General features: G+C 67.4%; 18 protein-coding genes and 1 other RNA gene. 10 read left to right on the top strand and 9 right to left on the bottom strand.

Annotated features, from left to right (window positions below):
• Positions 1–3: 3 nt before the first annotated feature.
• The 7 genes from H7A86_RS13915 to H7A86_RS13885 form a co-directional block, all read right to left on the bottom strand.
• On the bottom strand, positions 4–504 hold the full coding sequence (locus H7A86_RS13915; RefSeq protein ID WP_119128030.1) for a chemotaxis protein CheW: 501 nt from the start codon (positions 502–504) through the stop codon (positions 4–6).
• A 37-nt stretch (positions 505–541) separates the two neighbouring features.
• Positions 542–2698, bottom strand: coding sequence for a methyl-accepting chemotaxis protein (locus tag H7A86_RS13910; RefSeq protein ID WP_180707894.1), 2157 nt, complete (start codon positions 2696–2698; stop codon positions 542–544).
• Between the two features lie 68 nt (positions 2699–2766).
• Complete coding sequence (locus H7A86_RS13905) at positions 2767–4776, bottom strand: chemotaxis protein CheA (RefSeq protein ID WP_119131231.1); 2010 nt, start codon at positions 4774–4776, stop codon at positions 2767–2769.
• A 16-nt stretch (positions 4777–4792) separates the two neighbouring features.
• A complete protein-coding gene (locus H7A86_RS13900; protein WP_104583126.1) occupies positions 4793–5122 on the bottom strand; it encodes an STAS domain-containing protein in 330 nt (109 codons plus the stop codon).
• A 503-nt stretch (positions 5123–5625) separates the two neighbouring features.
• Positions 5626–9096: a transcription-repair coupling factor gene (mfd, locus tag H7A86_RS13895; protein WP_104583127.1), complete on the bottom strand. Its 3471-nt coding sequence runs from the start codon at positions 9094–9096 to the stop codon at positions 5626–5628.
• A gap of 1086 nt (positions 9097–10182) precedes the next feature.
• Positions 10183–10725 (bottom strand): GNAT family N-acetyltransferase, encoded by a 543-nt coding sequence (locus H7A86_RS13890; protein WP_024939889.1) that lies wholly within the window; start codon positions 10723–10725, stop codon positions 10183–10185.
• Between the two features lie 192 nt (positions 10726–10917).
• Positions 10918–11826, bottom strand: coding sequence for a 23S rRNA (adenine(2030)-N(6))-methyltransferase RlmJ (locus H7A86_RS13885; protein ID WP_104582197.1), 909 nt, complete (start codon positions 11824–11826; stop codon positions 10918–10920).
• 34 nt (positions 11827–11860) lie between these two features.
• On the opposite strand from H7A86_RS13885, the gene creB reads away from it, so the two are divergent.
• Both creB and creC read left to right on the top strand, forming a co-directional pair.
• Positions 11861–12565, top strand: coding sequence for a two-component system response regulator CreB (creB, locus tag H7A86_RS13880; RefSeq protein ID WP_180707893.1), 705 nt, complete (start codon positions 11861–11863; stop codon positions 12563–12565).
• A 48-nt stretch (positions 12566–12613) separates the two neighbouring features.
• Positions 12614–14062: a two-component system sensor histidine kinase CreC gene (creC, locus tag H7A86_RS13875; RefSeq protein WP_119131232.1), complete on the top strand. Its 1449-nt coding sequence runs from the start codon at positions 12614–12616 to the stop codon at positions 14060–14062.
• A 4-nt stretch (positions 14063–14066) separates the two neighbouring features.
• Here creC and H7A86_RS13870 read toward each other — a convergent pair.
• A non-coding RNA gene (locus H7A86_RS13870) (sX9 sRNA) lies at positions 14067–14142 on the bottom strand.
• Between the two features lie 195 nt (positions 14143–14337).
• Positions 14338–15150 carry a C1 family peptidase gene (locus tag H7A86_RS13865; protein ID WP_104648092.1) on the bottom strand — a complete coding sequence of 271 codons (813 nt, stop codon included), beginning with the start codon at positions 15148–15150 and terminating at the stop codon, positions 14338–14340.
• Here H7A86_RS13865 and H7A86_RS13860 point away from each other — a divergent pair.
• The 8 genes from H7A86_RS13860 (at position 15149) to H7A86_RS13825 (ending at position 22142) form a co-directional block, all read left to right on the top strand.
• Entirely contained in the window at positions 15149–15463 is a 315-nt protein-coding gene (locus tag H7A86_RS13860; protein WP_147421068.1) for a hypothetical protein, read from the top strand. The genes H7A86_RS13865 and H7A86_RS13860 overlap by 2 nt on opposite strands.
• A 122-nt stretch (positions 15464–15585) precedes the next feature.
• Positions 15586–16905 carry a cell envelope integrity protein CreD gene (gene creD / locus H7A86_RS13855; protein ID WP_119127892.1) on the top strand — a complete coding sequence of 440 codons (1320 nt, stop codon included), beginning with the start codon at positions 15586–15588 and terminating at the stop codon, positions 16903–16905.
• A 7-nt stretch (positions 16906–16912) separates the two neighbouring features.
• Positions 16913–17335: a hypothetical protein gene (locus H7A86_RS13850; protein ID WP_119127894.1), complete on the top strand. Its 423-nt coding sequence runs from the start codon at positions 16913–16915 to the stop codon at positions 17333–17335.
• Positions 17332–17982, top strand: a complete 651-nt coding sequence (locus H7A86_RS13845; protein ID WP_180497027.1) for a GNAT family N-acetyltransferase — start codon at positions 17332–17334, stop codon at positions 17980–17982. Before H7A86_RS13850 ends, H7A86_RS13845 begins: the two co-directional genes overlap by 4 nt.
• A 46-nt stretch (positions 17983–18028) precedes the next feature.
• On the top strand, positions 18029–18913 hold the full coding sequence (locus tag H7A86_RS13840) for a carbon-nitrogen hydrolase family protein (RefSeq protein ID WP_104581859.1): 885 nt from the start codon (positions 18029–18031) through the stop codon (positions 18911–18913).
• A gap of 133 nt (positions 18914–19046) precedes the next feature.
• Entirely contained in the window at positions 19047–20138 is a 1092-nt protein-coding gene (locus H7A86_RS13835) for a DUF3616 domain-containing protein (protein WP_119131233.1), read from the top strand.
• 67 nt (positions 20139–20205) lie between these two features.
• Positions 20206–21609, top strand: a complete 1404-nt coding sequence (gene gltX, locus H7A86_RS13830; RefSeq protein WP_119131234.1) for a glutamate--tRNA ligase — start codon at positions 20206–20208, stop codon at positions 21607–21609.
• Positions 21610–21623: 14 nt separating this feature from the next.
• Positions 21624–22142 carry a transcriptional repressor gene (locus H7A86_RS13825; RefSeq protein WP_119131235.1) on the top strand — a complete coding sequence of 173 codons (519 nt, stop codon included), beginning with the start codon at positions 21624–21626 and terminating at the stop codon, positions 22140–22142.
• Positions 22143–22190: the final 48 nt, after the last annotated feature.

Below are 22190 nucleotides of genomic sequence, written 5' to 3'. Positions count from 1 at the left end.
ATGTCAGGCTGCCAGGTCGGCGACAGGCAGCTGGGCGAGTGCGTCGTTGCCCAGCACCGCATCGGCGTCGAGCAGGATCACGAAGCGCTCGCCGATCCTGGCCATCGCATGGATGCATTCGCGTGCGATGCCGGCGCCAAAACTGGGCGCGTCGGCAATCGCGTCGGGCGCGATCTCCAGCACCTCGCTCACCGCATCCACCAACAGGCCGAGCACCTGATGCGTGTGGCCATGGGCGATCTCCACGATCACGATGCAGCTGCGCTTGGTGATCGCGCTGGCGTTGCGGCCGAAGCGCTGTTGCAGATCCACCACCGGCACCACCGCGCCGCGCAGGTTGATCACCCCGCGCAGGGCCGGCGGCATCATCGGCACGTCGGTCGGCATGCGGTATTCGATGATTTCCTTGATGCCGAGGATGCCCAGGCCGAACATTTCCGTGCCCAGCACAAAGGTCAGGTATTGCTGCGGCGCCGTCGATGGCGGCGCGACGGCGGTTGGCATGGTGCTGGCTGCGCTGTGCGGTTGCATCGTCGTGTCCTCAGAAGCTGGCGAACTGCGATTCGTCGATCGCATCGGCGGTGGCTGCCACCGCGCTGAACTGGCGCACGTTGCTGCGACGCGGCGGCGCGCTGATTGCGGTGCTGCTGCCGTGCGGTGCGATCCGGCGCGGGCCCGGCTTGTTGCTGGGCGATGCCGCCGCGCGCGCGCCATTGCCGAGCCGGAAGAAGCCCATCAACTGCTGCAGTTGTTCGGCCTGCGCGCTCATTTCTTCCGAGGTGGCGGCCAGTTCTTCGGCGTTGGCGGCGGCCGACTGCGTGGTCTGGTTCAACTGGCCGACGGCGGTGTTGATCTGGCTGACGCCGGCGGTCTGTTCTTCGGAGGCGGCGGCGATTTCCTGCACCAGGTCGGAGGTGCGGCGGATCGAGGGCACCATCTCGCCGAGCACGCGGCCGGCGCTTTCGGCCAGGTCCACGCTGGAGCCGGCCACCTCGCCGATCTCCTGCGCGGCGATCTGGCTGCGCTCGGCCAGCTTGCGCACTTCCGCCGCCACCACCGCAAAGCCCTTGCCATGTTCGCCGGCACGCGCGGCCTCGATGGCGGCATTGAGCGCCAGCAGGTTGGTCTGGTAGGCGATGTCGTCGATGATGCCGATCTTCCTGGCGATGTCCTTCATCGCCACCACGGTGGCGCGCACGGTGTCGCCGCCATCGGCCGCCTCGCTGGCCGCCTTGGCGGCCATGCTGTCGGTGACGCGCGCGTTCTCGGTGTTCTGCGCGATGGAGGCGGTCATCTGTTCCAGCGAGGCGCTGGTCTCTTCCACCCCGGCCGCCTGTTCGCTGGCGGCCTGCGCCAGCGCCTGTGCGGTGGCGCTGACCTGTTCGGAGGCGCTGGCCAGGTTCTCGGCGTTGCGGTTGACCTCATCGACGATCTCGGTCAGCCGGCTCATGGTGGTGTTGACGTAGCGCTGCATGTCGGCGAAGGCGCCTTCGTAGCGGCCTTCCACGGTATGGGTGAGGTCACCGTCGGCCATCGCGCCCATCACCTGGATCACCTCGGAAATGCTGCGCAGGTTGCCGCGCGCACGCTCCACGGTGTCGTTGATGAAGGCCTTCTTGCCCGGCAGCTGCGCCAGCGGTGCCTCGAAGTTGCCGCGGCCGAATTCGGCCACCACACCCATCGCCAGCTTCTTGACCGCGATATGCGCGCCCACCATCTGGTTGATGCCGGTGGCCATGCTGCGGAAATCGCCGTCGAAACCGCTGCTGTCGATGACCACATCGATATCGCCGGCTTCGTGTTCGGCCGACATGTGGTTGATCTCGCGGATCAGGCCGGTGAGGTTGCCGCGCACCTGTTCCAGGGTCTCGTTGATGAAGCGCTTCTTGCCCGGCAGCAACGGCAGCTGCGCGGTGAAGTTGCCGCGGCCGAACTCGGCCACGCAGGCGATGGCCTGTTTCTTGACCGCGATGTGGCTGGCTACCATTGCATTGATGCCTTCGGCCATGCGGCGGAAATCGCCGGTGAAACGTTGCGTGTCGATGACCACGTCGATATCGCCGGCGTCGTGCTCGGCCGCCATGTGGTTGACCTCGGCGACCATGCCGGTGAGGTTGCCGCGGATCTGCTCGACGATCTCGTTGATGAGGGCCTTCTTGCCCGGCAGGCGTTCCAGCTCGGCGGAGAAGTTGCCGCGGCCGAACTCGGCCACGCAGGCCATGAGCTGCTTCTCGACCGCGATATGGTTGGTGACCAGGCGGTTGATGCCTTCGCCGGTGGTGCGGAAATCGCCATCGAAGCGTGCCACGTCGATGCGCGCGTCGATCTCGCCGGCGTCGTGTTCCTGCCAGACGCGGTTGATCTCCTGGTTGACCTGGGCAATGGTGCCCTGCACCTTGCGCAGCGCACGCAGCACCTCGCAGGCCTGCTCGTCGCGCAGCTGCGGCAGGGCGACGGCGAAGTTGCCACGCGCGAATGCATCCAGCGTGGTGGTGGCAAGCTCCAGCGAGCCGGCCGCGATGCGGATCGCATGGAGCAGCAACGCACCGCTGACGAGTGCGGCCAGGACGCTGGCGGCGAGCAGGGCGCCGTGCGACAGCGTCAGCGCAAAGCCGGCGACCACCACCACGACAGGCAAGGCAAGGGCGAGGGCGGCGGTGAACCACAACTGCGTGGCGATCGGGAGACGGTGTGACATGGCGGCAGCTTCCTGGGGTCAGGGAACAACGAACGAGGCGGTGATGTGGGGAGTGCTTGTGTGGTGACTCAGGCCGCCAGGGCGTCCTGGTTTGGATGCAATTGCTGCAGCAGGCTGGGTACGTCGAGAATCAGCGCGACATCGCCGCTGCCCAGGATGCTCGAACCGCTGATGCCCTTGACCTGTGCGAAGACCCTGGACAACGGCTTGATCACGGTCTGCCATTCGCCCAGCAAGGTGTCCACGACCAGCCCGAAACGCTGCGCGCCCTGGCGGATCACCACGATGCTCTCGCGCGCAGGCGTCCTGCCGCCGAGCGCGAACAGTGCGCGCAGGCGTACATACGGCAGCACGCTGCCACGCAGGTCGATGTAGTCGCTGCTGTAGTCGGGCGTGAATTCCACGCATTCCTCCACCACGTCCAGCGGCACCACGAACACCGATTTACCGACGCCGACCTGGAAGCCGTTGATGATGGCCAGCGTCAGCGGCAGCCGCACCGATATGGTGGTGCCCAGGCCTGCGGTGCTGTCGATCTCCACGGTGCCGCGCAGCGCGGTGATGTTGCGCTTGACCACGTCCATGCCCACGCCGCGGCCGGACAGGTTGGTGACCTTTTCGGCGGTGGAAAAGCCCGGCTCGAAGATCATCGCGAACACCTCGCGGTCGCTGAGCTGGCGGCCCGCCTCGATCAGGCCGCGTTCCAGCGCCTTGGCCAGGATGCGGTCGCGATTCAGGCCGCCACCGTCGTCGGTGATCTGGATGACGATGCTGCCGGAGTCGTGATAGGCATTCAGGCCCACGGTGCCGCGTGCGGGCTTGCCGCGTGCCACGCGCACCTCCGCCGGTTCGATGCCGTGATCCATGGCGTTGCGCACCAGATGGGTGAGCGGGTCGCCGATCTTTTCCACCACCGACTTGTCCAGTTCGGTGTCTTCGCCGGCCACGACCAACGCGATGTCCTTGCCGAGTTCGCGCGCCACGTCGTGCACCACGCGCTGGAAGCGGCTGAAGGTGCCGCCGATCTTGACCATGCGCAGTTGCAGGGCGCTTTCGCGCACCTCTTCCACCAGGCCGGCCAGGATCGAGGCCGATTCCAGCAACTGTGCATCGCCGGTGCGCTGCGCGTTGGCATTGGTGCCGGCCACCGCGATGATGAGTTCGCCCACCAGGTCGATCATGCGATCGAGCTTGTCGGCGTCCACGCGGATCGAGCGCGCGTCGGCGTTGCGTGCGCCGGTGTCCTGCTGCGGGCGTGCCGACGCTGCGGCCGGCACGCCCGCCAGCACGCCGCTAACCGGCGCGGCCGCAGCCATGACCGGCTCGTCTGCAAGCACGGCACTGGCGTCCATCGGTGCCGGTACCGAGATGATCTCCAGGTCGCAGTCCTCGCGTACGAACTCGAACACGTCCTCGATCGCGGCACGGTCGGCATCGCTGCGCAGCAGGATCCGGAAGCCCAGGTAATTGGCTTCCGGATCCAGCGCTTCGAAGCTCGGCAGCCCGCTGACATCGGTATTGATCGACTCGACCGAGCCCAGCCCGCGCAGGTTGCGAATCAGCTTGAGTGGCGAATTGCCGTAGCGCAGCGCATCGGCGAACAATTTCAGCGTGATGCGCCAGTAACCGCTCTGTTTCTCCGGGGTGTTGTGCTGGACGGCCGTGGCAGTGACACCGCAGGCGCTGACCTGCAGGTAGGTCTGCAGTTGCGCCAGCAGGGGCTCGGCCTCTGCAGTCAGGGCGTCGGCATCGGCGTGAGCCGGATCGGCCGCAGTTTCCACCAGGGCGTGGATGTGGTCGCAGCACACCAGCAGCAGCGCGATCAGTTCCGAGCTCAGCGTCAGTGCATCGTCGCGCACCAGGTCCAGCACGCTTTCCACGACGTGGGTGAAACCGACCAGCTGCGGCAGATCGAACAATCCACCCGAGCCCTTGATGGTGTGCGCCGCACGGAAGATCGCATTGACCGCATCCGGCGAGGACTCGCCACGCTCAGCTTCGAGCAGGTGACGTTCCATGTCTTCGAGCAGGTCCCGGCTTTCGGCCAGGAAGGTCTGCATCAGCTGGTTCATGTCCATGCGTGTCGCCGGTCCCTTAGTGAATGCGTTCGCCGAGACCCGCAACCGCATGCGGGTACAGCGCTTCGAGCAGGCCGAGCAGTTCGATCACATCGACCACCGCGCGGCTGGAATCGGTCAGCGAGAACGGCCGGCCGTCGGCCTGGATCGCCTGCTTGGTCGCCAGCAGCAACTGCAGGCCGGTGGTGTCGATCTCGCTGACCGCCCCCAGGTCCAGATGCAGCCCGCCCGGATGCAGCAAGGCCGGCTGCAGCAGCGGCTTGAGTTCGGCAGCGCGACGGATGGTCATCTCGCCTTCCAGGGCAAGCGTCAGCGGCGCGGGTAGATCGGACAGTGGCGTGTTCATTGATGCCTCAAGCGATGCGATGGCGCACGGTTGCGTGCCATGACGCGGAAGAAGGTCGTCCGGCGTGGGCTTGCGTGGGCAGTGCTGCACACGGGGATCACACCGGTCCATGCAGGTATCGGCGCGTGACAGGAATATTTAGGCCAAATTCAGTGCAGTGACGAATTTGAGAAGGCCATCACTGCCTGGGCATTAATTGCTCAGCTTTGTCGCAAGCAGGCTCAGGACACCAATGTCCTGGACAGTCCCGCAGGACAGATAGCCGCATTCCCGCCGACTTCTTGAGTGCCTGCGGCGTGAGCTGGTGCACGGCGGCTGCAGCAAAGACGCCCCAGACAGGTCGCCTGCCTCCTGCACCGGCAGCGCAAGGGGCATGGCTTTAGCGGAACTGCCGCATTGGATCGGCGGCACTGTGCGCAGTGCCTGCAACGCGGTCGGCGCGTGCTGGCGTCATCAGGCCGGGCGCGGCGCCCAAGGCAGGCGCAGCCGACCGCAGCGCGGTCTCATCTTGGCGCCAGCATCGTCAGCAGGCCGCGCGCGGCGTTGAAGCGGTCCGCGCCTTCCGGCAGCGGCAGCTTGATGCGCAGCTTGTCCGGGCCGTCCATCGTGTAGATCTTCGGCTGCTTCTGGATCATCTGGATCACCGCCACCGGGTCGATCGCCGGTTTTGCCTCGAAGACCAGCCGGCCGCCGTTCTCGCCCAGGTCCAGCTTGCGCACGCCCAGCGCATTGGCCTGCAGCTTGAGTTCGGCAATGGCGAACAGGTGCTTGACCGGGTCCGGCAGCAGGCCGAAGCGGTCGATCATCTCCACCTGCAATTCGCGCAATGCATCGGCATCGCGTGCGCTGGAGATGCGCTTGTACAGCGTCAGCCGCGTATGCACGTCCGGCAGGTAATCCTCGGGAATCAGCGAGGCCACATGCAGCTCGACCTCGGCACCGCGGACTTCCTCGCCGGCATCCAGATCCGGCAGCTTGCCCTGGCGGATGCTGCGTACCGCGCGTTCCAGCAGCTCGGTGTACAGGCTGAAACCGACCTCGGCCATCTGTCCGCTCTGGTCTTCGCCCAGCAGCTCGCCGGCGCCGCGGATTTCCAGATCGTGCGTGGCCAGGGTGAAGCCGGCGCCGAGCTCGTCCATGGAGGCGATCGCTTCCAGGCGTTTGGCCGCATCGGAGGTCATCGAGCGCCGATCCGGCACCACCAGATACGCGTAGGCGCGGTGATGCGAGCGGCCGACGCGGCCGCGCAGCTGGTGCAGCTGGGCCAGGCCGAAGCGGTCGGCGCGGTTGATGATGATGGTGTTGGCGTTGGGAATGTCGATGCCCGACTCGATGATCGTGGTCGACAGCAACACGTTGAAGCGCTGCTTCTGGAAATCCAGCATCACCCGCTCCAGCTCGCGCTCGGGCATCTGCCCGTGGGCGATGCCGATGCGCGCTTCCGGCACCAGTTCGGACAGCTCGCGCTGCATGCGCACGATGCTTTCCACATCGTTGTGCAGGAAGTACAGCTGCCCGCCGCGACTGAGCTCGCGCTGGAAGGCCTCGCGCAGCAGCGCGTTGTCCCAGGCAGTGATGAAGGTCTGCACCGCCAGCCGGTTCGGCGGCGGGGTGGCGATGATCGACAGGTCGCGCAGCCCGGCCATGGCCATGTTGAGCGTGCGCGGGATGGGGGTTGCGGTGAGCGTGAGCAGATGCACGTTGGCGCGCATCGCCTTGAGTGCTTCCTTCTGCCGCACGCCGAAGCGTTGCTCTTCGTCGACCACGACCAGGCCCAGGTCCTTGAACTTGACGTCCGGCTGCAGCAGCCGGTGCGTGCCGATGATCACGTCGATCTCGCCGCTGGCCACCTTCTCCAGCTCGGCCTTGATTTCCTTGGTGCTCTTGAAGCGCGACAGCACTTCCACCTTCATCGGGTAGTCGGCGAAGCGGTCGCGGAAATTGCGGTAATGCTGCTCGGCCAGCAGCGTTGTCGGCACCAGCACGGCAACCTGCTTGCCGGCGCTGGCGGCGGCAAAGGCGGCGCGCACCGCGACCTCGGTCTTGCCGAAGCCGACATCGCCGCAGACCACGCGGTCCATCGGCTGGCTGCTACCCAGGTCGCGCAGGGTCGCATCGATGGCGGCCAGCTGGTCGCCGGTTTCCTCGAACGGAAAGCCGGCCGCGAACGGCTCGTACATCGCCCGGTCCACCTGCAAGGCCAGCCCGGCGCGGGCACGCCGGCGCGCCTGGATCTCCAGCAATTCGGCCGCCACGTCGCGGACCTTTTCGGCCGCCTTGCGCTTGGCCTTGGTCCACTGCTCGCCGCCCAGCGAATGCAGCGGCGCGGTCTCGGCCGAGGCGCCGGAATAGCGGCTGATCAGATGCAGCTGCGCCACCGGCACGTACAGGCGGTCGCCCTTGGCGTATTCGATCTCCAGGAACTCGCCGGGCATGCCACCGGCATCGAGCACGATCAGCCCGCGGTAGCGGCCCACACCGTGGTCTTCGTGCACGATCGGCGCGCCTTCGGACAGCTCGCCCAGGTCGCGGATGATCGCTTCCGGCTCGCGCCCTACCCGGCGGCTGCGCCGCGGTTGGTTGGCGCGCTCGGGAAACAGCTGGCGCTCGGTCAGGACCGCAATCTGCGGGGTGTCCAGCGCAAAGCCGTCTTCCAGCGGCGCCACGGTGATACCGAAGCGCAGCTTGGTGGCAGCCAGGAAGGCGGGCAGGTCGGCAACGACCTCCGGCTTCAGCTGCGCGGCGGCCAGCACTTCCATCAAGGCCTCACGACGGCCGGCGGTATCGGCGGCCACCAGCACGCGGCCGGGGTAATGGCCCAGGAACGAGGACAGCGCCTGGCCGGCCGGCGCGTCCTTTGCCGCCACCGGCAGCGGCGGCAACGGCTGGTCGCCCAGGGCGGCGGCCTCGTCGATGCGCGGATGATCGCTGGCCCAGACTTCGATGCGCGCCAGCTTGTTGAGCCGCTCGCGCAAGGCGTCCGGCGATTGATACAGCTCGTCCGGCGTCAGCAGCGGGCGTTCCACGTCGTGGCGGCGCTGTTCGTAGCGGTCCTGTGCCTGCGCCCAGAACGTATCGGCCGCATTGGAGACACCGGTGGCGACCAGCGGCAACACGCGCTTGTCCAGATAATCGAACAAGGTGGCGGTCTTGCTGAAGAACATCGGCAGGTAGTACTCGACGCCCGACGGCGCCAGACCCGATTTCAGGTCCTGGTACAGCGCGCTGCGCCGGGTGTCCACGTCGAAACGCTCGCGCAGGCAGGCCAGCACGCGCTCCACGCTGGCATCGTCCATCGGCACTTCGCGGCCGGGCAGCAGCTTGACGGCCTCGACCTTGTCCAGCGAGCGCTGCGATTCCGGGTCGAAGGCACGGATGGAGTCGATATCCTCGTCCAGCAACTCGATCCGCAACGGCGTGGCTTCGCCCATCGGAAACACGTCGAGCAGGCCGCCGCGCACCGCGAAATCGCCCGGGTCCATCACCTGCGGCACGTTACGGTAACCGGCGCTTTCCAGCCGGCGTTTTTCCGCATCCAGATCCAGCCGCTGGCCGACCTTCAGATCGAAACTGCCGCCGACGATATAGCTCAGCGGTGCCAGCTGCTGCATCAGCGTCTGCACCGGCACGATCACCACCCCACGGGTCAGCGCGGGCAGCCGATGCAGCGCCGCCAGGCGCTGGCTGATGATTTCCGGGTGCGGGCTGAACTGGTCGTAGGGCAGGGTCTCCCAATCGGGAAACGGCACCACCGGCAACGTGGCGTGCTCGCCGAGCAAGGCGTGCAGATCCGCCTCGATCTGATGCGCGCTCTGGTTGTCGCGTGCGATCACCAGCAGCGGGCCGGCATGCGCCTCGGCAGCCCTTGCGATCGACCAGGCCAGCGCAGTCGGCGAAGACGGAGCGCGCCAATAGGCGCGGAGCTGGCCGGACTTGGGCAGCGGCGGAGAGGGGAAGGTGGTTGGCGACGGCATCAGCCGGCAATTTTATCAGAGCACCCACCAGGCCCGGTCCATCCGGCGTGAAAGCCGGCGTCGGGCCACCTGCGACGCGTTGGTCGGATGTGCGGCGCTCTCGCCATCTACATACCGACCATCCCGACAGGTCCTTGCCCGCTCACCGTCGCGGGACCTTACGCGGCATGGACGCCGCGTAAGAGCCTACATGGGCGTACTTGCGGCGTGTCCTGCGATGGTGGGCGGGCAAGGGCCCTGCAGCCAAGTGACAGATCAACAATCAAAGCCGGGCGAGTCGAGGGCGCGGCGTCCTCACCGCTCGCGGGACACGCCGTGAATCCGTCCGTGGAGGCTCGGTGGCGGCATCCATGCCGCCACACGGTCCCGCAATCGGTGAGGGCACCGCACCATACAGTTGGCTGGTTGACTCGTTGAAAGCTTGCCCGCTGCTCGGCTTCCGTTGGGAGACGTACTGACGCGTCCTCGCCCCAACAGCAGGACACCGCTCCTGCTCTTAACCGTGCACACCGACCATCTCGACTGGTCCTTGCCCGCTCACCGTCGCGGGACCTTACGCGGCATGGATGCCGCGTAAGAGCCTACAAGGACGTACTTGCGGCGTGTCCTGCGATGGTGGGCGGGCAAGGGCCCTGCTGCCAAGCGACAGATCAACAATCAAAGCCGGGCGAGTCGAGGGCGCGGCGTCCTCACCGCTTGCGGGACACGCCGTGAACCCATCCCTGGGGGCTCGGTGGCGGCATCCATGCCGCCACACGGTCCCGCAACCGGCGAGGGCACCGTACCAGACAGTTGGCTGGTTGGTTGCTTAAAGGGCGTATCCGTTGATCGGTCAACGTTATGGGACGCTTCCTTGTCGGAACAGCAGACCCCGGTGCCTGCTCTTACCAAACACACCGGTCGTCTCGACTGGTCCTTGCCCGCTCACCGTCGCGGGACCTTAGGCGGCATGGATGCCGCGTAAGAGCCTACATGGACGTACTTGCGGCGTGTCCCGCGATGGTGGGCGGGCAAGGGCCCTGCAGCCAAGTCGCAGACCAACCGCCCAAGCCGCTTCACGAATCCCGAATCCCGAATCCCAGCCCCTCAGGCATCCAGCTCCAGCACCATCCGCACCAGCTCCGGCGAATCCGGATGCGGCTGCGGCTTGAAGCCCAGCGATTCGGCCAGCTGCAGCATCGGCACATTGCTTTGCAGCACGTCGCCGAACAGGCAATCCAGGTATTTGCGCCGTGCCCACTTGACCAGCTTGCGCATCAGCTGCCGTCCCAGGCCCTGGCCGGCGACGAAGCTGCTGACCAGGATGGTGTACTCGGCCTGGCGGGTGCCCGGCACCAGCGCCGCACGCGCCACCGCGCCCACCAGGGCTTCACCCGGCGGCAGCTGCTCGGCGGCCACCAGCACGATTTCGCTCTTGGGATTGGGATGGGTCAGGCGCTGCACCATCTCCGGGGTGATTTCGGCAGAGGAGCGCACGAAGCGCGCGCGGATTTCCTCCGGTCCCAACAGGCTGAAAGCGCCCTGCAGCGGCGGACCGTCTTCTGGACGGATCGGGCGGAGCAGAAGCGTGCGGCCATTGGGCAGACTGAAGTTTTCATGCCAGGGAGGCATGCGATTGCGAATGGCCATGACCGGTGTTCCTTAAAGATCGGAAGATTCTGGCACCCGCCCAGCGCACAACCGTGAATGAATCCGGTGCGCCGCTGGGGGCCGTCAGGGGGTGGCAGTGCTTCCCTCATCACTGTACCGAGCGATACCGTGATCCAGTCGTGAGTATGCAGCCGCGTTTGCCAGCGCTAGCAGGCGTCCGGGATCGGTGACTCAGGCGTCCTGGCGCAGCCACTCCAGCCGGGTCGAAGCACCGGCCTCGCCGAGATGCTGCTTCAGCACCGGCAGCGCGGGCGCCAGCATCTGGTCGAACTGCCACGGCGCATTGACGATCAACAGCCCGCTGCCGGTCAGGCGCAGCGGCGAGTCGTCCGGGCGCACCTGCAGCTCGGCCACCAGCACCGACTTGGCCGGCAGCGTGGCAGCCTTGCGCATGAAGGGCTGCAGGCTGCGGCGGAGCTTGATCGGGTACCACACCATGCAGATCGCCTGCGGCCAGCGCGCCAGGGTCTCGCGCACGCTGTGGATGACCTGCGGGTACTCGGCATCCTGCGATTCGTACGGCGGGTCGATCAGCACCAGCCCGCGGCCGATCCTGGTCTCGCCCGCGCGTGGCGGCACGAAGGCACGAATCGCCTCGTAGCCATCGCCGGCATGCACGCGTACGCGGCTGTCCTTGGCGAACAGGCGCTTGAGCGCCTCGGCCTCTTCCGGCTGCAATTCGCAGAACGCCATGCGGTCCTGCTCGCGCAGTGCCTGCGCCGCCAGCAGCGGCGAACCGGGATAGTGGTTGATCTGGATGCCGGCGGTGGCGCGCGCCGGCTTCTGGCCGGGCGTGGCCGGGCGGGCGATGGTCTGGTTGTCGGCCTGAACCGCGCGCAGATAGCGTTCCACCACCTCGGGCAGGGTCGACTCGGCCATCAGCCGCATCACCCCGGCATCGGCCTCGTTGGTCTTGCGGCTCTCTTCGCCGCCGAGCTGGTAGCGCCCGCGTCCGGCGTGGGTATCGAGCACGAAGAACGGGGTGTCCTTGCGCTTGAGGGTGTCGATCAGCGCCAGCAAGGCGATGTGCTTGAGCACGTCGGCATGGTTGCCGGCATGGAAGGCGTGGCGATAGTTCATCGCGGCAGTGTACGGGCCGCGCCAGCATGCGGCTATGCTGCGCGCCATGTCCGAGTCCCCCGCCCGCGTGCTCGTCGTCGAAGACGAAGCCGCCATTGCCGATACCGTGCTGTACGCGCTGCGCAGCGAAGGCTATGCGCCCGAGCATTGCCTGCTGGGCCGCGACGCGTTGGCGCGGCTGCGTGCCGACCCGGCCGATGTGGTGGTGCTGGACGTGGGCCTGCCGGACATCAACGGCTTCGAGGTGTGCCGCACGCTGCGCGGTTTCAGCGATGTGCCGGTGATCTTCCTGACCGCGCGCAATGACGAGATCGACCGCGTGCTCGGCCTGGAACTGGGCGCCGACGACTACATGGCCAAGCCGTTCTCCCCGCGCGAGCTGGTGGCGCGGGTGCGCGCACGGCTGCGTCGTCGCAACCAGGCCGCCGTGGTGGAGCCGGGCTGGCAGCCGCATGGCGCGTTTGCGATCGATCGGGAGGGCAGCCGCATCCGCTACGGCGATGCGCTGCTGCCGCTGACCCGCTACGAGTACGCGCTGCTGTCGGCGCTGTTGCAGCGCCCCGGTGCGATCCTGAGCCGCGCGCAGCTGATGGACCGCGGCTGGGACGCCAGCGCCGACAGCGCAGACCGCACCGTGGACACTCATATCAAGACGCTGCGCGGCAAGCTGCGCCAGGCCGGCGTGCCGGCCGACCCGATCCGCACCCATCGTGGCCTCGGCTACGCGCTGGAGCTGTAGTCATGGGCGAGCGCAGGCGTGGCGTTGTTCTCCGGGCCGGGGCCTGAGATGCGGCTCGGTCTCAAGTTGTTCCTGGGCTTCTTCCTGATCGTCGGGCTGGCCGCGTTCTTCGTGATGCGGGTGTTCGTCAACGAGGTCAAGCCGGGCGTGCGCCAGGCGATGGAATCCACGCTGGTGGACGCGGCAAACGTACTGGCGGAAATGGCCAGCGGCGAGCTGGCTGCCGGCAGCATCGCCAGCGGCAGCTTTGCGCGCAACGTGGCGCAGGCGCAGCGGCGCGACCCCAAGGCCTGGGTGTGGCGGTTCCGCAAGAACGATGTGGCCTACCGCGTCACCGTGACCGACGCGCGCGGGGTGGTGGTATTCGATTCGCTGGGCCGTGACGTGGGCCGCGACAACTCGCGCTGGAACGATGTCTATCGCACCTTGCGCGGCGAGTACGGCGCGCGTTCCAGCCCCGAGGTCGATGGCGACCCGACCGCCACGGTGATGCATGTGGCCGCACCGATCTATGCGCCGAATGACCCGGGCACGTTGATCGGCGTGCTGACGCTGGCGCAGCCCAATCGCAGCATCGATCCGTTCATCGAGGCCAGCCAACGCAACATCCTGCAGCGCGGGGCCTGGCTGATCGGCATTTCCGCGCTGATCGGCATCGGGATGACCTGGTGGCTGATGCGCGGGATCGGCCGGCTCAATCGCTACGCGCAGGCGGTGAGCGCGGGCCTTCCGGTGGCACCGCCAAAACCGCGCGGCGATGAAATCGGCGACCTGGGCCAGGCGCTGGAACGCATGCGGCGCAAGCTCGAAGGCAAGGCCTACGTGGAGCAGTACGTGCAGTCGCTGACGCACGAGATGAAGAGCCCGCTGGCGGCAATCCGCGGTGCGTCCGAACTGTTGAGCGAGCCATTGCCGGAAGCCGATCGCCAGCACTTCGTCGCCAGCATCCGCGCCCAGGAGCTGCGCCTGACCGAAACCATCGACAAGCTGCTGGCGCTGGCCGAGGTGGAGCAGCACGGCTGGTTGCAGACGCGCGAGCGCGTCGCGGTGGCCGGCCTGCTGCAGGCGGCAATGGACGCCGTGTTGCCGCGCGCGGCAGCGGCCGGCGTGCGGCTGGACAGCGATGCCGGCTCCGACACGGCGCGCGGGCAGTATGTGCTGGGCGATGGGTTCCTGCTGCGCCAGGCGCTGATCAACCTGCTGGAAAACGCCATCGCGTTCTCACCGCAAGGCAGCACCATCCAGTTGCGTGCACAGGTGCTGAAGGGGCAGGTGCAGCTGGTGGTGCAGGACCGTGGCAGCGGCGTGCCGGACTACGCACTGGAACGGGTGTTCGAGCGGTTCTATTCGCTGGCCCGCCCGCAGACCGGACAACGCAGCTCCGGCCTCGGCCTGCCGTTCGTGCGCGAAGTCGCGCGCCTGCACGGCGGCGAGGCGATATTGGACAATCGGGACGGTGGCGGTGCGATCGCGACCCTGCGCCTGCCCATCGGCTAAGCGCGGCTGACAAACCGTAGCGAGCAGTCGTCAGGTGGGTGCGGACGGCGCGGAGCAACCGGAGTGGACCAGTGGTGCGCGAAGATTCCGCGCGCCGTCCGCGCCCGCCTGGCGGCTGCGCAGTAGGTTTGTTGGCAGTTCTGGACCGCATTGCATGCCAGGTGTGCACAGGCCGGAGCCGATGGCGCCCGCATCGCGGTGCACTGAAGCGGCATGCGCCAGCGCACATGCCGCCTCCGTGTCGGCCGCGCATCACGGTGCGCAGCCGCTGTGTGCTAGTGCACCACGTCGGCCACCATGACGTCCTTGGCGACCACCGACCAGGACAGCTTGCCAAAGCCCTTGTTGCCCCATTCGGTGCCCCAGCTGTTTTCGACGATCAGCCCGTCGCTGTCGTACCCCAGCGCGACCACCGCGTGCCCGCCCAGGATCGGCGTCTTGATGTCGTAGTCGACCTGGTTCTTCGGCGTGAGGTCTTCAAACCCCTGGCGGACATAGAAGCCGATGACCACCGGCGTGGACGAGGCCAGCGCGAGTTTGATCTGTTCAATCAGGGCCCGCCCGCCATTGCCGTCGCCCGAGTACAGCACGGTGTACTTGCGGTACGGCGTGGGGTTCTTGGCAGCGTTGGCGCGGTCGGCTGCGGTGGGCGGATTCTTCCAGTTGTAGTTGCCCCACGAGTAGTGCTGCTCGGTATCGATGCCCTGGGCCAGCGCAACGTCCAGCGGCGCTTCCAGCGTGGAACCCTCGTCGACGCCGTTGTTGACCTGGCTGTAGAGATACATCGGGGCGAAGCGGGTTTGCGCCTGCTTGCTGGCGTTGGCGTACCAACCGGTCAGGGTGTGGGCGGTTGCCCATGACGCACATGATCCCACCTGGCCCTGGTCGCCTGGCGCGATGGCCCAGGCAGTCAGGTCCACCGTGGCGGGCAGGGGTCTGGCGGCGCTGGCAATGCCGAACAAGGGCGTGACCGGCTGCATCAATGACGAGGGTTTCAGACCCATCCCGTGCATTGCCGCCTGTGCGGCGGCGGAGGACAGGCTCAGGGCAGCGAGCAGGCAGAGGCTGAGTGAACGTTGCTTGTTCATGGAAGGCAAACTCCAGGCGAAAGAGGAATGCAATGGTGCGCACTTCTGGAACCACGGCCGGCAGGCGGGCATACGCGTGCGACACCGCCGATGCGGCGCGCAAGTTGAAGGAGGACGCGGCGAAACGACGGCACTGGAACGCCGTGATCAATACAGACTCGAAAAAAGCGATGGCCCCGTGATGCGCAACTGCACGCGCATCGTTGCGCCTGGCGGCCAGGCGCGCGCCGGTGATGCGAAACCTTGGCGATGCAACGGAAGCACGTCCTGGGCCTTGGTTGCAGTTTTGCAGGGCGAACACTGCATTTCCTAACTGGGTCACAGTGCCGGTCGCCGATCCTGCCGATCGCCCACTTCACATTCGCTTCAAATTCGCCTCAAACCCCCGACACCGGCGCATCGCACCCTGGCCACCTCCCCGAATGAGGATGGTCGATGAAATCCCTGAAACTGTTGTTGCGCTTCGCCACCATTGGCGGATTGATCCTGTTGCTGCTGATTCCGTTGCTGTTGATCCGCGGCACCGTGCAGGACCGTGCGCGTTACCGCGACGAAGCGGTGGAGCGGGTGGCGCAGAGCAAGGCCGGCGAGCAGCAGTTCATCGCGCCGGTGCGGGTGCTGCCGTTTACCGAGGATGTGCAGGTCACCGAGCCCGACGAGCAGGGCAATCCGCGCAAGGTCTGGCGCAAGCGCGACGGCCAGTTGCTGCAGACCCCGCGCACGCTCAGCCTGAGCGGCGAGTTGACCCCGTCCGAGCGCAGGATCGGCCTGTTCCGTGTGCAGGTGTATGCGTGGAAGGCAAGGCTCAAGGCCGAGTTCGAGCCGTTCGCGTATCCGGCCGTGGACGGTCGTCGCTATGGCCAGCCGCATCTGGCGGTGGGTATTTCCGATGTGCGTGGCCTGGTCGGCACGCCGAGCCTGCGCGTGGACGGGCGCACACTGCCGCTGGAGAGCGGGGCAGGCGGCCTGGCGGCGCGCTCGGCCGGTATCCACGCCGATCTGCAGCCGCTGGGCGATGCGCTGGCCGGCACACTGGGCGAGGGCAATCTGGTGGAGATGTCCTTCGTGCTGGACGGCACCCGCAGCCTGGCGATCGCGCCGATTGCCGACAACAACGACATCGCGCTGCGCTCGGCCTGGCCGCATCCGCTGTTCGGCGGGCGCTTCCTGCCCAATGCGCCGACCATCGGTGCGCGTGGTTTCGATGCGAGCTGGTCGTTGTCCTCGCTGGCCACCGGTGCGCAGACCCAGCTGCAGTCCAGCCAGTCATCGCTGGATACGCTGCAAGTGCAGCTGGTCGACCCGGTGGACGTGTACACCCAGGCCGACCGGGCCAGCAAGTACGGCATCCTGTTCGTGGTGCTGACCTTCGTGGCGTTCGTGTTGTTCGAGCTGATCAAGCGTCTGCCGATCCATCCCCTGCAGTATCTGCTGGTGGGGCTGGCGCTGGCGATCTTCTTCCTGTTGCTGCTGAGCCTTTCCGAGCACATCGCGTTCTGGCAGGCGTACCTGGTGTCGGCCGCGGCGTGTATTGGCCTGCAGTTCTTCTACCTGTCCGGGGTGTTGCGCAGCTGGGCGCGCGCAGCCGGGTTCTCGGTGCTGCTCACTGCGTTGTACGGGGTGCTCTACAGCCTGTTGATCTCCGAAGACAACGCGCTGCTGATGGGATCGCTGCTGCTGTTCGGCATCCTGGCCAGCATCATGTGGGTGACCCGCAAGCTCGATTGGTACGAGCTTGGCAACAGCCTGCGCTGAGGCCGGCATGTTCGCTCACGCACGGCTGTACCGGCGGGCGCAGCGCTTGCTGCCCGCCGGGATTGACACGGTGGCGCTGCTTCCCGCAGCGCTGCCGCAGGCCTGGGAAGCTTCGCCGTTGTCGGCCTTGCCCTTGCACCGCGACGGACGCCGCGGGGTGATCGGCCTGCGCCTGCATCCAGGCACCGCGCAGGCACTGCGCCTGGATGGCAGCCGATTCCTGCAGGCGGCACAGCGGCAGGACGTGCCGGCAGACAGCGCGCTTCAGCGTTGCTACGGGCCATGGCAGCGGTTGAGCAACGGCAGCTACTGGGCGCGCAGCACCGATGCACTGCGCGGCGTGCTGCTGGCCAGCGAGGAGGCGGCGGTGTGGTTGTTGTGGCAGCAGCCGGTGGCCCCGGCCGCGGTCAACGGCCGCTGGCTGCGCTGACCCACGGCAGCGCCGCGGCGCCAGGCTGGCTTACCATGGCCGGCATGAGCGGCTCCTCCCTGATCGTCGAAACGGTGCGCGGCACGCAGGTGCTGCCGCATCTGGCTGCGGTGGCGCAACTGCGCATCGCGGTGTTCCGCGCCTGGCCGTACCTGTATGACGGCGATGCCGATTACGAACGCGGCTACCTGGCCGCGTATGCGGCCTCGCCGGACAGCGTGTTCGTGCTGGCACGCGATGGCGATGCGGTGATCGGCGCCTCCACCGGGCTGCCGCTGCTCGACGACAGCGACGCCTTCCATGCGCCGTTCCGCGCGGCCGGCATCGATCCGGCCAGCGTGTTCTATTTCGGCGAATCGGTGCTGCTGCCGGCGTATCGCGGCCAGGGGATCGGCCACGCTTTCTTCGACCGGCGCGAGGCGCATGCGCGTGCACTGGGGCGCTTCGCGCTCACCGCGTTCTGCTCGGTGGAACGCGCGCAAGACGATCCGCGCAAGCCTGCCGACTACCGACCCAACGATGTGTTCTGGCGCAAGCGCGGCTATGCACCGCAAGCGGACATGCGCGTGCAGCTGGCGTGGGCGGAGTTGCAACACGGCGAGATCGACCACAGTCTGCGGGTGTGGACGCGGGCATTGCCGCCGTGACCGATTCGCTTCCTACGTCATCGATCCATCGCAACCAGGCCGCCAGATGAAAATTGCCGTCGCCAAATACCCGATCGGCAAACCCGCCGACTTCGCCGCCTTTGCCGCACGCCAGTCCGCGCTGGTGGGCGAGGCGGCCGCCGCCGGCGCGCGCCTGCTGGTGCTGCCGGAATACCTGTCGCTGGAGTTGGGCGCGACCTTCGGCACGCAGATTTCTGCCGGCTTGCCCGAGTCGCTGGCGGCGATCCAGGCGCTGCGTGCGCCGTGGCTGGAGCTGTTTGCCGGCCTGGCGCGCCGGCATCAGCTGCATCTGGTTGCCGGCAGCTTCCTGCTGGATCTGGGCCAGGGCCGTTACCGCAACCGCAGCGACTGGTTCACGCCCGACGGCCGGCACGGCTGGCAGGACAAGCTGCAGCTGACCGGCTTCGAAAAGGCTACCGGGCTGATCGAGCCTGGCGATGCGGTGAAGGTGTTCGAGCTGGATGGCGTGCGTGCAGCGATCGCGATCTGCTACGACAGCGAGTTCCCGCTGCCGGTGCGCGCGCAGTACGAGGCCGGCGCGCGGCTGCTGATCGTGCCCAGCTGCACCGACACCGCCGCCGGCGCGATGCGGGTGCGCGTCGGCTGCCTGGCGCGCGCGCTGGAAAACCGTGTGTTCGTCGCGCAATCGGTCACGGCCGGGCAAGCGCCGTGGAGCCCGGCGCTGGACGTCAATACCGGCGAAGCGGCGGTGTTTGCCCCGATGGATGTCGGCTTCCCGGCCGACGGCGTGCTGGCGCAGACCCAGGGCAGTACCGTGTGGGCGTATGCGGAGCTGGATTTCGCCGCCTTCGAGGCCAGCCGCGCGCAGGCCCAGGTCGCCAACGACCGCGATTGGGTCGGTCAATCGGGCGCTCACCTCGCGCGTGCCACGCTGGCCTCCTTCGACTGACACGCGCGGCCATCCAGCCACTGCGGCATGCATCGCCGCGCGAGCGCCGCCGTTGCCCGTGACCGGCTCGCGTACGCTTCGAGCGTTCTGCGCTGTTCCCTGATTCGTCACCCGCACCGCCCACCAGGTTCCCATGGCCAAGAAAACCCTGATTTCACACAGCGTCCGTCTCGAGTTCGCGCCCGGCGCGCTGGTGCACAGCAATCTGTCCGGCGCGGCGTTTACCGACGACTGGCTGTGGGTGGCCGGCGACGAGGCCTGCGCGGTGGATCGCCTGCGCAGGCTCGAGCCCGTGCAGCGCGAGACGCTGCGCTTCGGCCAGGGGCAGAGCTTTGCGCTGGCCGAGCTGCTGGACCTGCCGGGCGAGGCGGCCGAGGAGGCGGATCTGGAAGGCATGGCGCTGTCGGACGGCTACCTGTGGGTGGTCGGCTCGCATGGGCTCAAGCGCAAGAACGCCAAGCGCAATCGCGACGATGCCGACAACGCCAAACGCCTGACCAAGCTCAAGCTCGACGCCAACCGCCGCCTGCTGGCCTGCCTGCCGATCGAGCGCGATGCCGACGGCACCCCGCGCCTGGTGCGCCAAGCCGCCGATGGCCGTCGCGCGCTGCGGCTCAAGGGCGATGCCAAACACAACCAACTCACCGAGCTGCTGGCCGACGATCCGCATTTTGGCCCGTTCATGAAGATTCCCGGCAAGGACAACGGCTTCGACATCGAAGGCATCGTGGTGGACGGCGAGCGCCTGCTGCTGGGCCTGCGCGGGCCGGTGCTGCGCGGCTGGTCGGCGCTGCTGGAGATCCGGGTGCAGGCGCATGGCGACCACCTGCGGCTGGCGCCGCTGGACGAGGACGGCACACTGCTGCGCAAGCACTTCCTGCAATTGGGCGGGCTGGGCATCCGCGACCTGCACTATTCCGGCGACGACCTGTACCTGCTGGCCGGCCCGACCATGGTGTTGAATGGCGAAATCCGCCTGTTCAAATGGCCGGACGCACGTACCGTGCTGGCCGCCAACCAGGCACCGGTGCGCTTTCAGCACGAGTTGCTGGAATCGGCGGTGTTGCCGCACGGCACCGACAGCGACCGCGCCGAGGCGATCTGCAATCTTCCCGGGCACCTGGCCGGCGACACGCCCAGCTGGCTGGTGCTGTACGACGCGCCCGGCCCGGCGCGCAGCGGCGGCGATGACGTGGTCTACGGCGACCTGTTGCGCAACCGCTGAGCCGCGCGCGGGCAGGTCCGTGCTGGTCAAGGTAAAATCGGCCGATCCCCGTTTCGCCGAGCGCTCCATGACCTGCCGCACCCGCTTTGCCCCCAGCCCCACCGGTTACCTGCACATCGGCGGCGCCCGCACCGCGCTGTATTGCTGGCTGGAGGCGCGCCGTCGCGGCGGGCAGTTCGTGCTGCGCATCGAGGACACCGACCGTGAGCGCAGCACCCAGGCCGCGATCGACGCCATCCTGGAGGCGATGGAGTGGCTGGGCCTGGACTATGACGAAGGCCCGATCTACCAGACCCAGCGCGTGGCCCGCTACCAGGAGGTGGCCGAGCAACTGCTGGCGCAGGGCAAGGCCTATTACGCCTACGAAACCCGCGAAGAACTCGACGCCATGCGCGAGGCCGCCATGGCCCGGCAGGAAAAGCCGCGCTACAACGGCGCCGCCCGCGAGCAGAACCTGCCGTACCGCGACGACCCCAACCGGGTCATCCGCTTCAAGAACCCGGTCGGCGGCACGGTGGTGTTCGACGACCTGATCAAGGGCGTCATCGAGATCGCCAACAGCGAGCTCGACGACATGGTGATCTTCCGCCCGGACGGCTTCCCCACCTACAACTTCGCGGTGGTGGTGGACGACTGGGACATGGGCATCACCGAGGTGATCCGCGGCGATGACCACATCAACAACACCCCGCGCCAGATCAACATCTATGAGGCGCTGGGGGCGCCTGTTCCCAAGTTCGCGCACATGCCGATGATCCTGGACGAGCAGGGCGCCAAGCTGTCCAAGCGCACCGGCGCGGCCGACGTGATGCAGTACAAGGACGCCGGCTATCTGCCGCATGCGCTGATCAACTACCTGGCACGTCTGGGCTGGTCGCACGGCGACCAGGAGTTGTTCAGCCGCCAGGAACTGCTCGACCTGTTCGACGTCAAGGACGTCAATTCCAAGGCCGCGCGGCTGGACATGGCCAAGCTGGGCTGGGTCAACCAGCATTACCTCAAGACCGACGACCCGGCCAGCATCGCCCCGCAGCTGGAATACCAGCTCGCCAGGCTCGGCATCGATGTGGCCGCCGGCCCGGCCGCCGCCGACGTGGTGGTGGCACTGCGCGAGCGCGTGCAGACCTTGAAGGACATGGCCGAAAAAGCCGTGGTCTGGTACCAGCCGCTGGAGGTCTACGACGAGGCGGCGGTGATGAAGCACCTCAAGCTGGGCGCGGAAGTGCCGCTGGGCAAGGCGCGCGAGCTGCTGGCGGCACAGAGCGAATGGAGCGTGGAGACCGTCTCGGCCGCGCTGCACGACGCGGCCGCCGCGCTGGAGCTGGGCATGGGCAAGGTGGCCCAGCCGCTGCGCGTGGCCATCACCGGCACCCAGGTCAGCCCGGACATTTCGCAGACCGTGTACCTGGCCGGACGCGAGGGCGCCTTGAAACGCATCGATGCCGCACTCATCAAGATAGGGGCGGGCTGACCGCCGGAGCCTGTATGACCAAGTATACGCACACCCAAACGCACGATCAGGAACATGCCTGCACAGCCCCGCATCACCATGTCGACGATGCCAACGGCTTCGTACGCGCGGTGGAGCGTGCCTGCAGCGAGCGCGGCCTGCGGCTGACGCCGATCCGCGCCAATGTGCTGCGGTTGATTGCCGACGCCGGCAAGCCGGTCAAGGCCTACGAACTGTTGGACTGGGTGCGCGAAGGCAAGGGCGTCGGCGCCGACGCCCCGCCCACGGTGTACCGCGCGCTGGACTTCCTGATGGCCAACGGCTTCGTGCACAAGCTCGAATCGGTCAATGCCTTCGTCGCCTGCCACCACCCCAACAGCGCCCAGCACTCGGTGCCGTTCCTGATCTGCGACCGCTGCCACAGCGCGGTGGAGCTGGAAGACCGCGAGGTGGTGGCGCAACTGGAAGCGCGCGCCAAGGCGCTGGGTTTCCAGCCGCAGGCACAGACGCTGGAAGTGCACGGCCTGTGCGCCAAGTGCGCGGTGGCCGAGTAAGGATCGCCAGCCAAAACGCAGGGCGGTTCACTTAGAGCGGCTGACAAA

The sequence above is a fragment of the Xanthomonas euroxanthea genome (assembly GCF_903989455.1).
Lineage (GTDB): Bacteria > Pseudomonadota > Gammaproteobacteria > Xanthomonadales > Xanthomonadaceae > Xanthomonas > Xanthomonas euroxanthea.
The sequence above is the reverse complement of the archived record's forward strand: the minus strand, read 5'-3'. Positions and strand labels throughout refer to the sequence as shown.

Excerpts from the sequence above, each read along its gene's own strand:
- creB (WP_180707893.1), top strand. The coding sequence starts at position 11,861 with ATGCTGCGCGCCATGTCCGAGTCCCCCGCCCGCGTGCTCGTCGTCGAA.
- gltX (WP_119131234.1), top strand. The coding sequence starts at position 20,206 with ATGACCTGCCGCACCCGCTTTGCCCCCAGCCCCACCGGTTACCTGCAC.
- mfd (WP_104583127.1), bottom strand. The coding sequence starts at position 9,096 with ATGCCGTCGCCAACCACCTTCCCCTCTCCGCCGCTGCCCAAGTCCGGC.
- H7A86_RS13900 (WP_104583126.1), bottom strand. The coding sequence starts at position 5,122 with ATGAACACGCCACTGTCCGATCTACCCGCGCCGCTGACGCTTGCCCTG.
- H7A86_RS13885 (WP_104582197.1), bottom strand. The coding sequence starts at position 11,826 with ATGAACTATCGCCACGCCTTCCATGCCGGCAACCATGCCGACGTGCTC.
- creD (WP_119127892.1), top strand. The coding sequence starts at position 15,586 with ATGAAATCCCTGAAACTGTTGTTGCGCTTCGCCACCATTGGCGGATTG.
- H7A86_RS13910 (WP_180707894.1), bottom strand. The coding sequence starts at position 2,698 with ATGTCACACCGTCTCCCGATCGCCACGCAGTTGTGGTTCACCGCCGCC.
- H7A86_RS13825 (WP_119131235.1), top strand. The coding sequence starts at position 21,624 with ATGACCAAGTATACGCACACCCAAACGCACGATCAGGAACATGCCTGC.
- H7A86_RS13835 (WP_119131233.1), top strand. The coding sequence starts at position 19,047 with ATGGCCAAGAAAACCCTGATTTCACACAGCGTCCGTCTCGAGTTCGCG.
- H7A86_RS13860 (WP_147421068.1), top strand. The coding sequence starts at position 15,149 with ATGGAAGGCAAACTCCAGGCGAAAGAGGAATGCAATGGTGCGCACTTC.
- H7A86_RS13905 (WP_119131231.1), bottom strand. The coding sequence starts at position 4,776 with ATGGACATGAACCAGCTGATGCAGACCTTCCTGGCCGAAAGCCGGGAC.
- H7A86_RS13915 (WP_119128030.1), bottom strand. The coding sequence starts at position 504 with ATGCCAACCGCCGTCGCGCCGCCATCGACGGCGCCGCAGCAATACCTG.
- H7A86_RS13890 (WP_024939889.1), bottom strand. The coding sequence starts at position 10,725 with ATGGCCATTCGCAATCGCATGCCTCCCTGGCATGAAAACTTCAGTCTG.
- H7A86_RS13850 (WP_119127894.1), top strand. The coding sequence starts at position 16,913 with ATGTTCGCTCACGCACGGCTGTACCGGCGGGCGCAGCGCTTGCTGCCC.
- creC (WP_119131232.1), top strand. The coding sequence starts at position 12,614 with ATGCGGCTCGGTCTCAAGTTGTTCCTGGGCTTCTTCCTGATCGTCGGG.
- H7A86_RS13840 (WP_104581859.1), top strand. The coding sequence starts at position 18,029 with ATGAAAATTGCCGTCGCCAAATACCCGATCGGCAAACCCGCCGACTTC.
- H7A86_RS13865 (WP_104648092.1), bottom strand. The coding sequence starts at position 15,150 with ATGAACAAGCAACGTTCACTCAGCCTCTGCCTGCTCGCTGCCCTGAGC.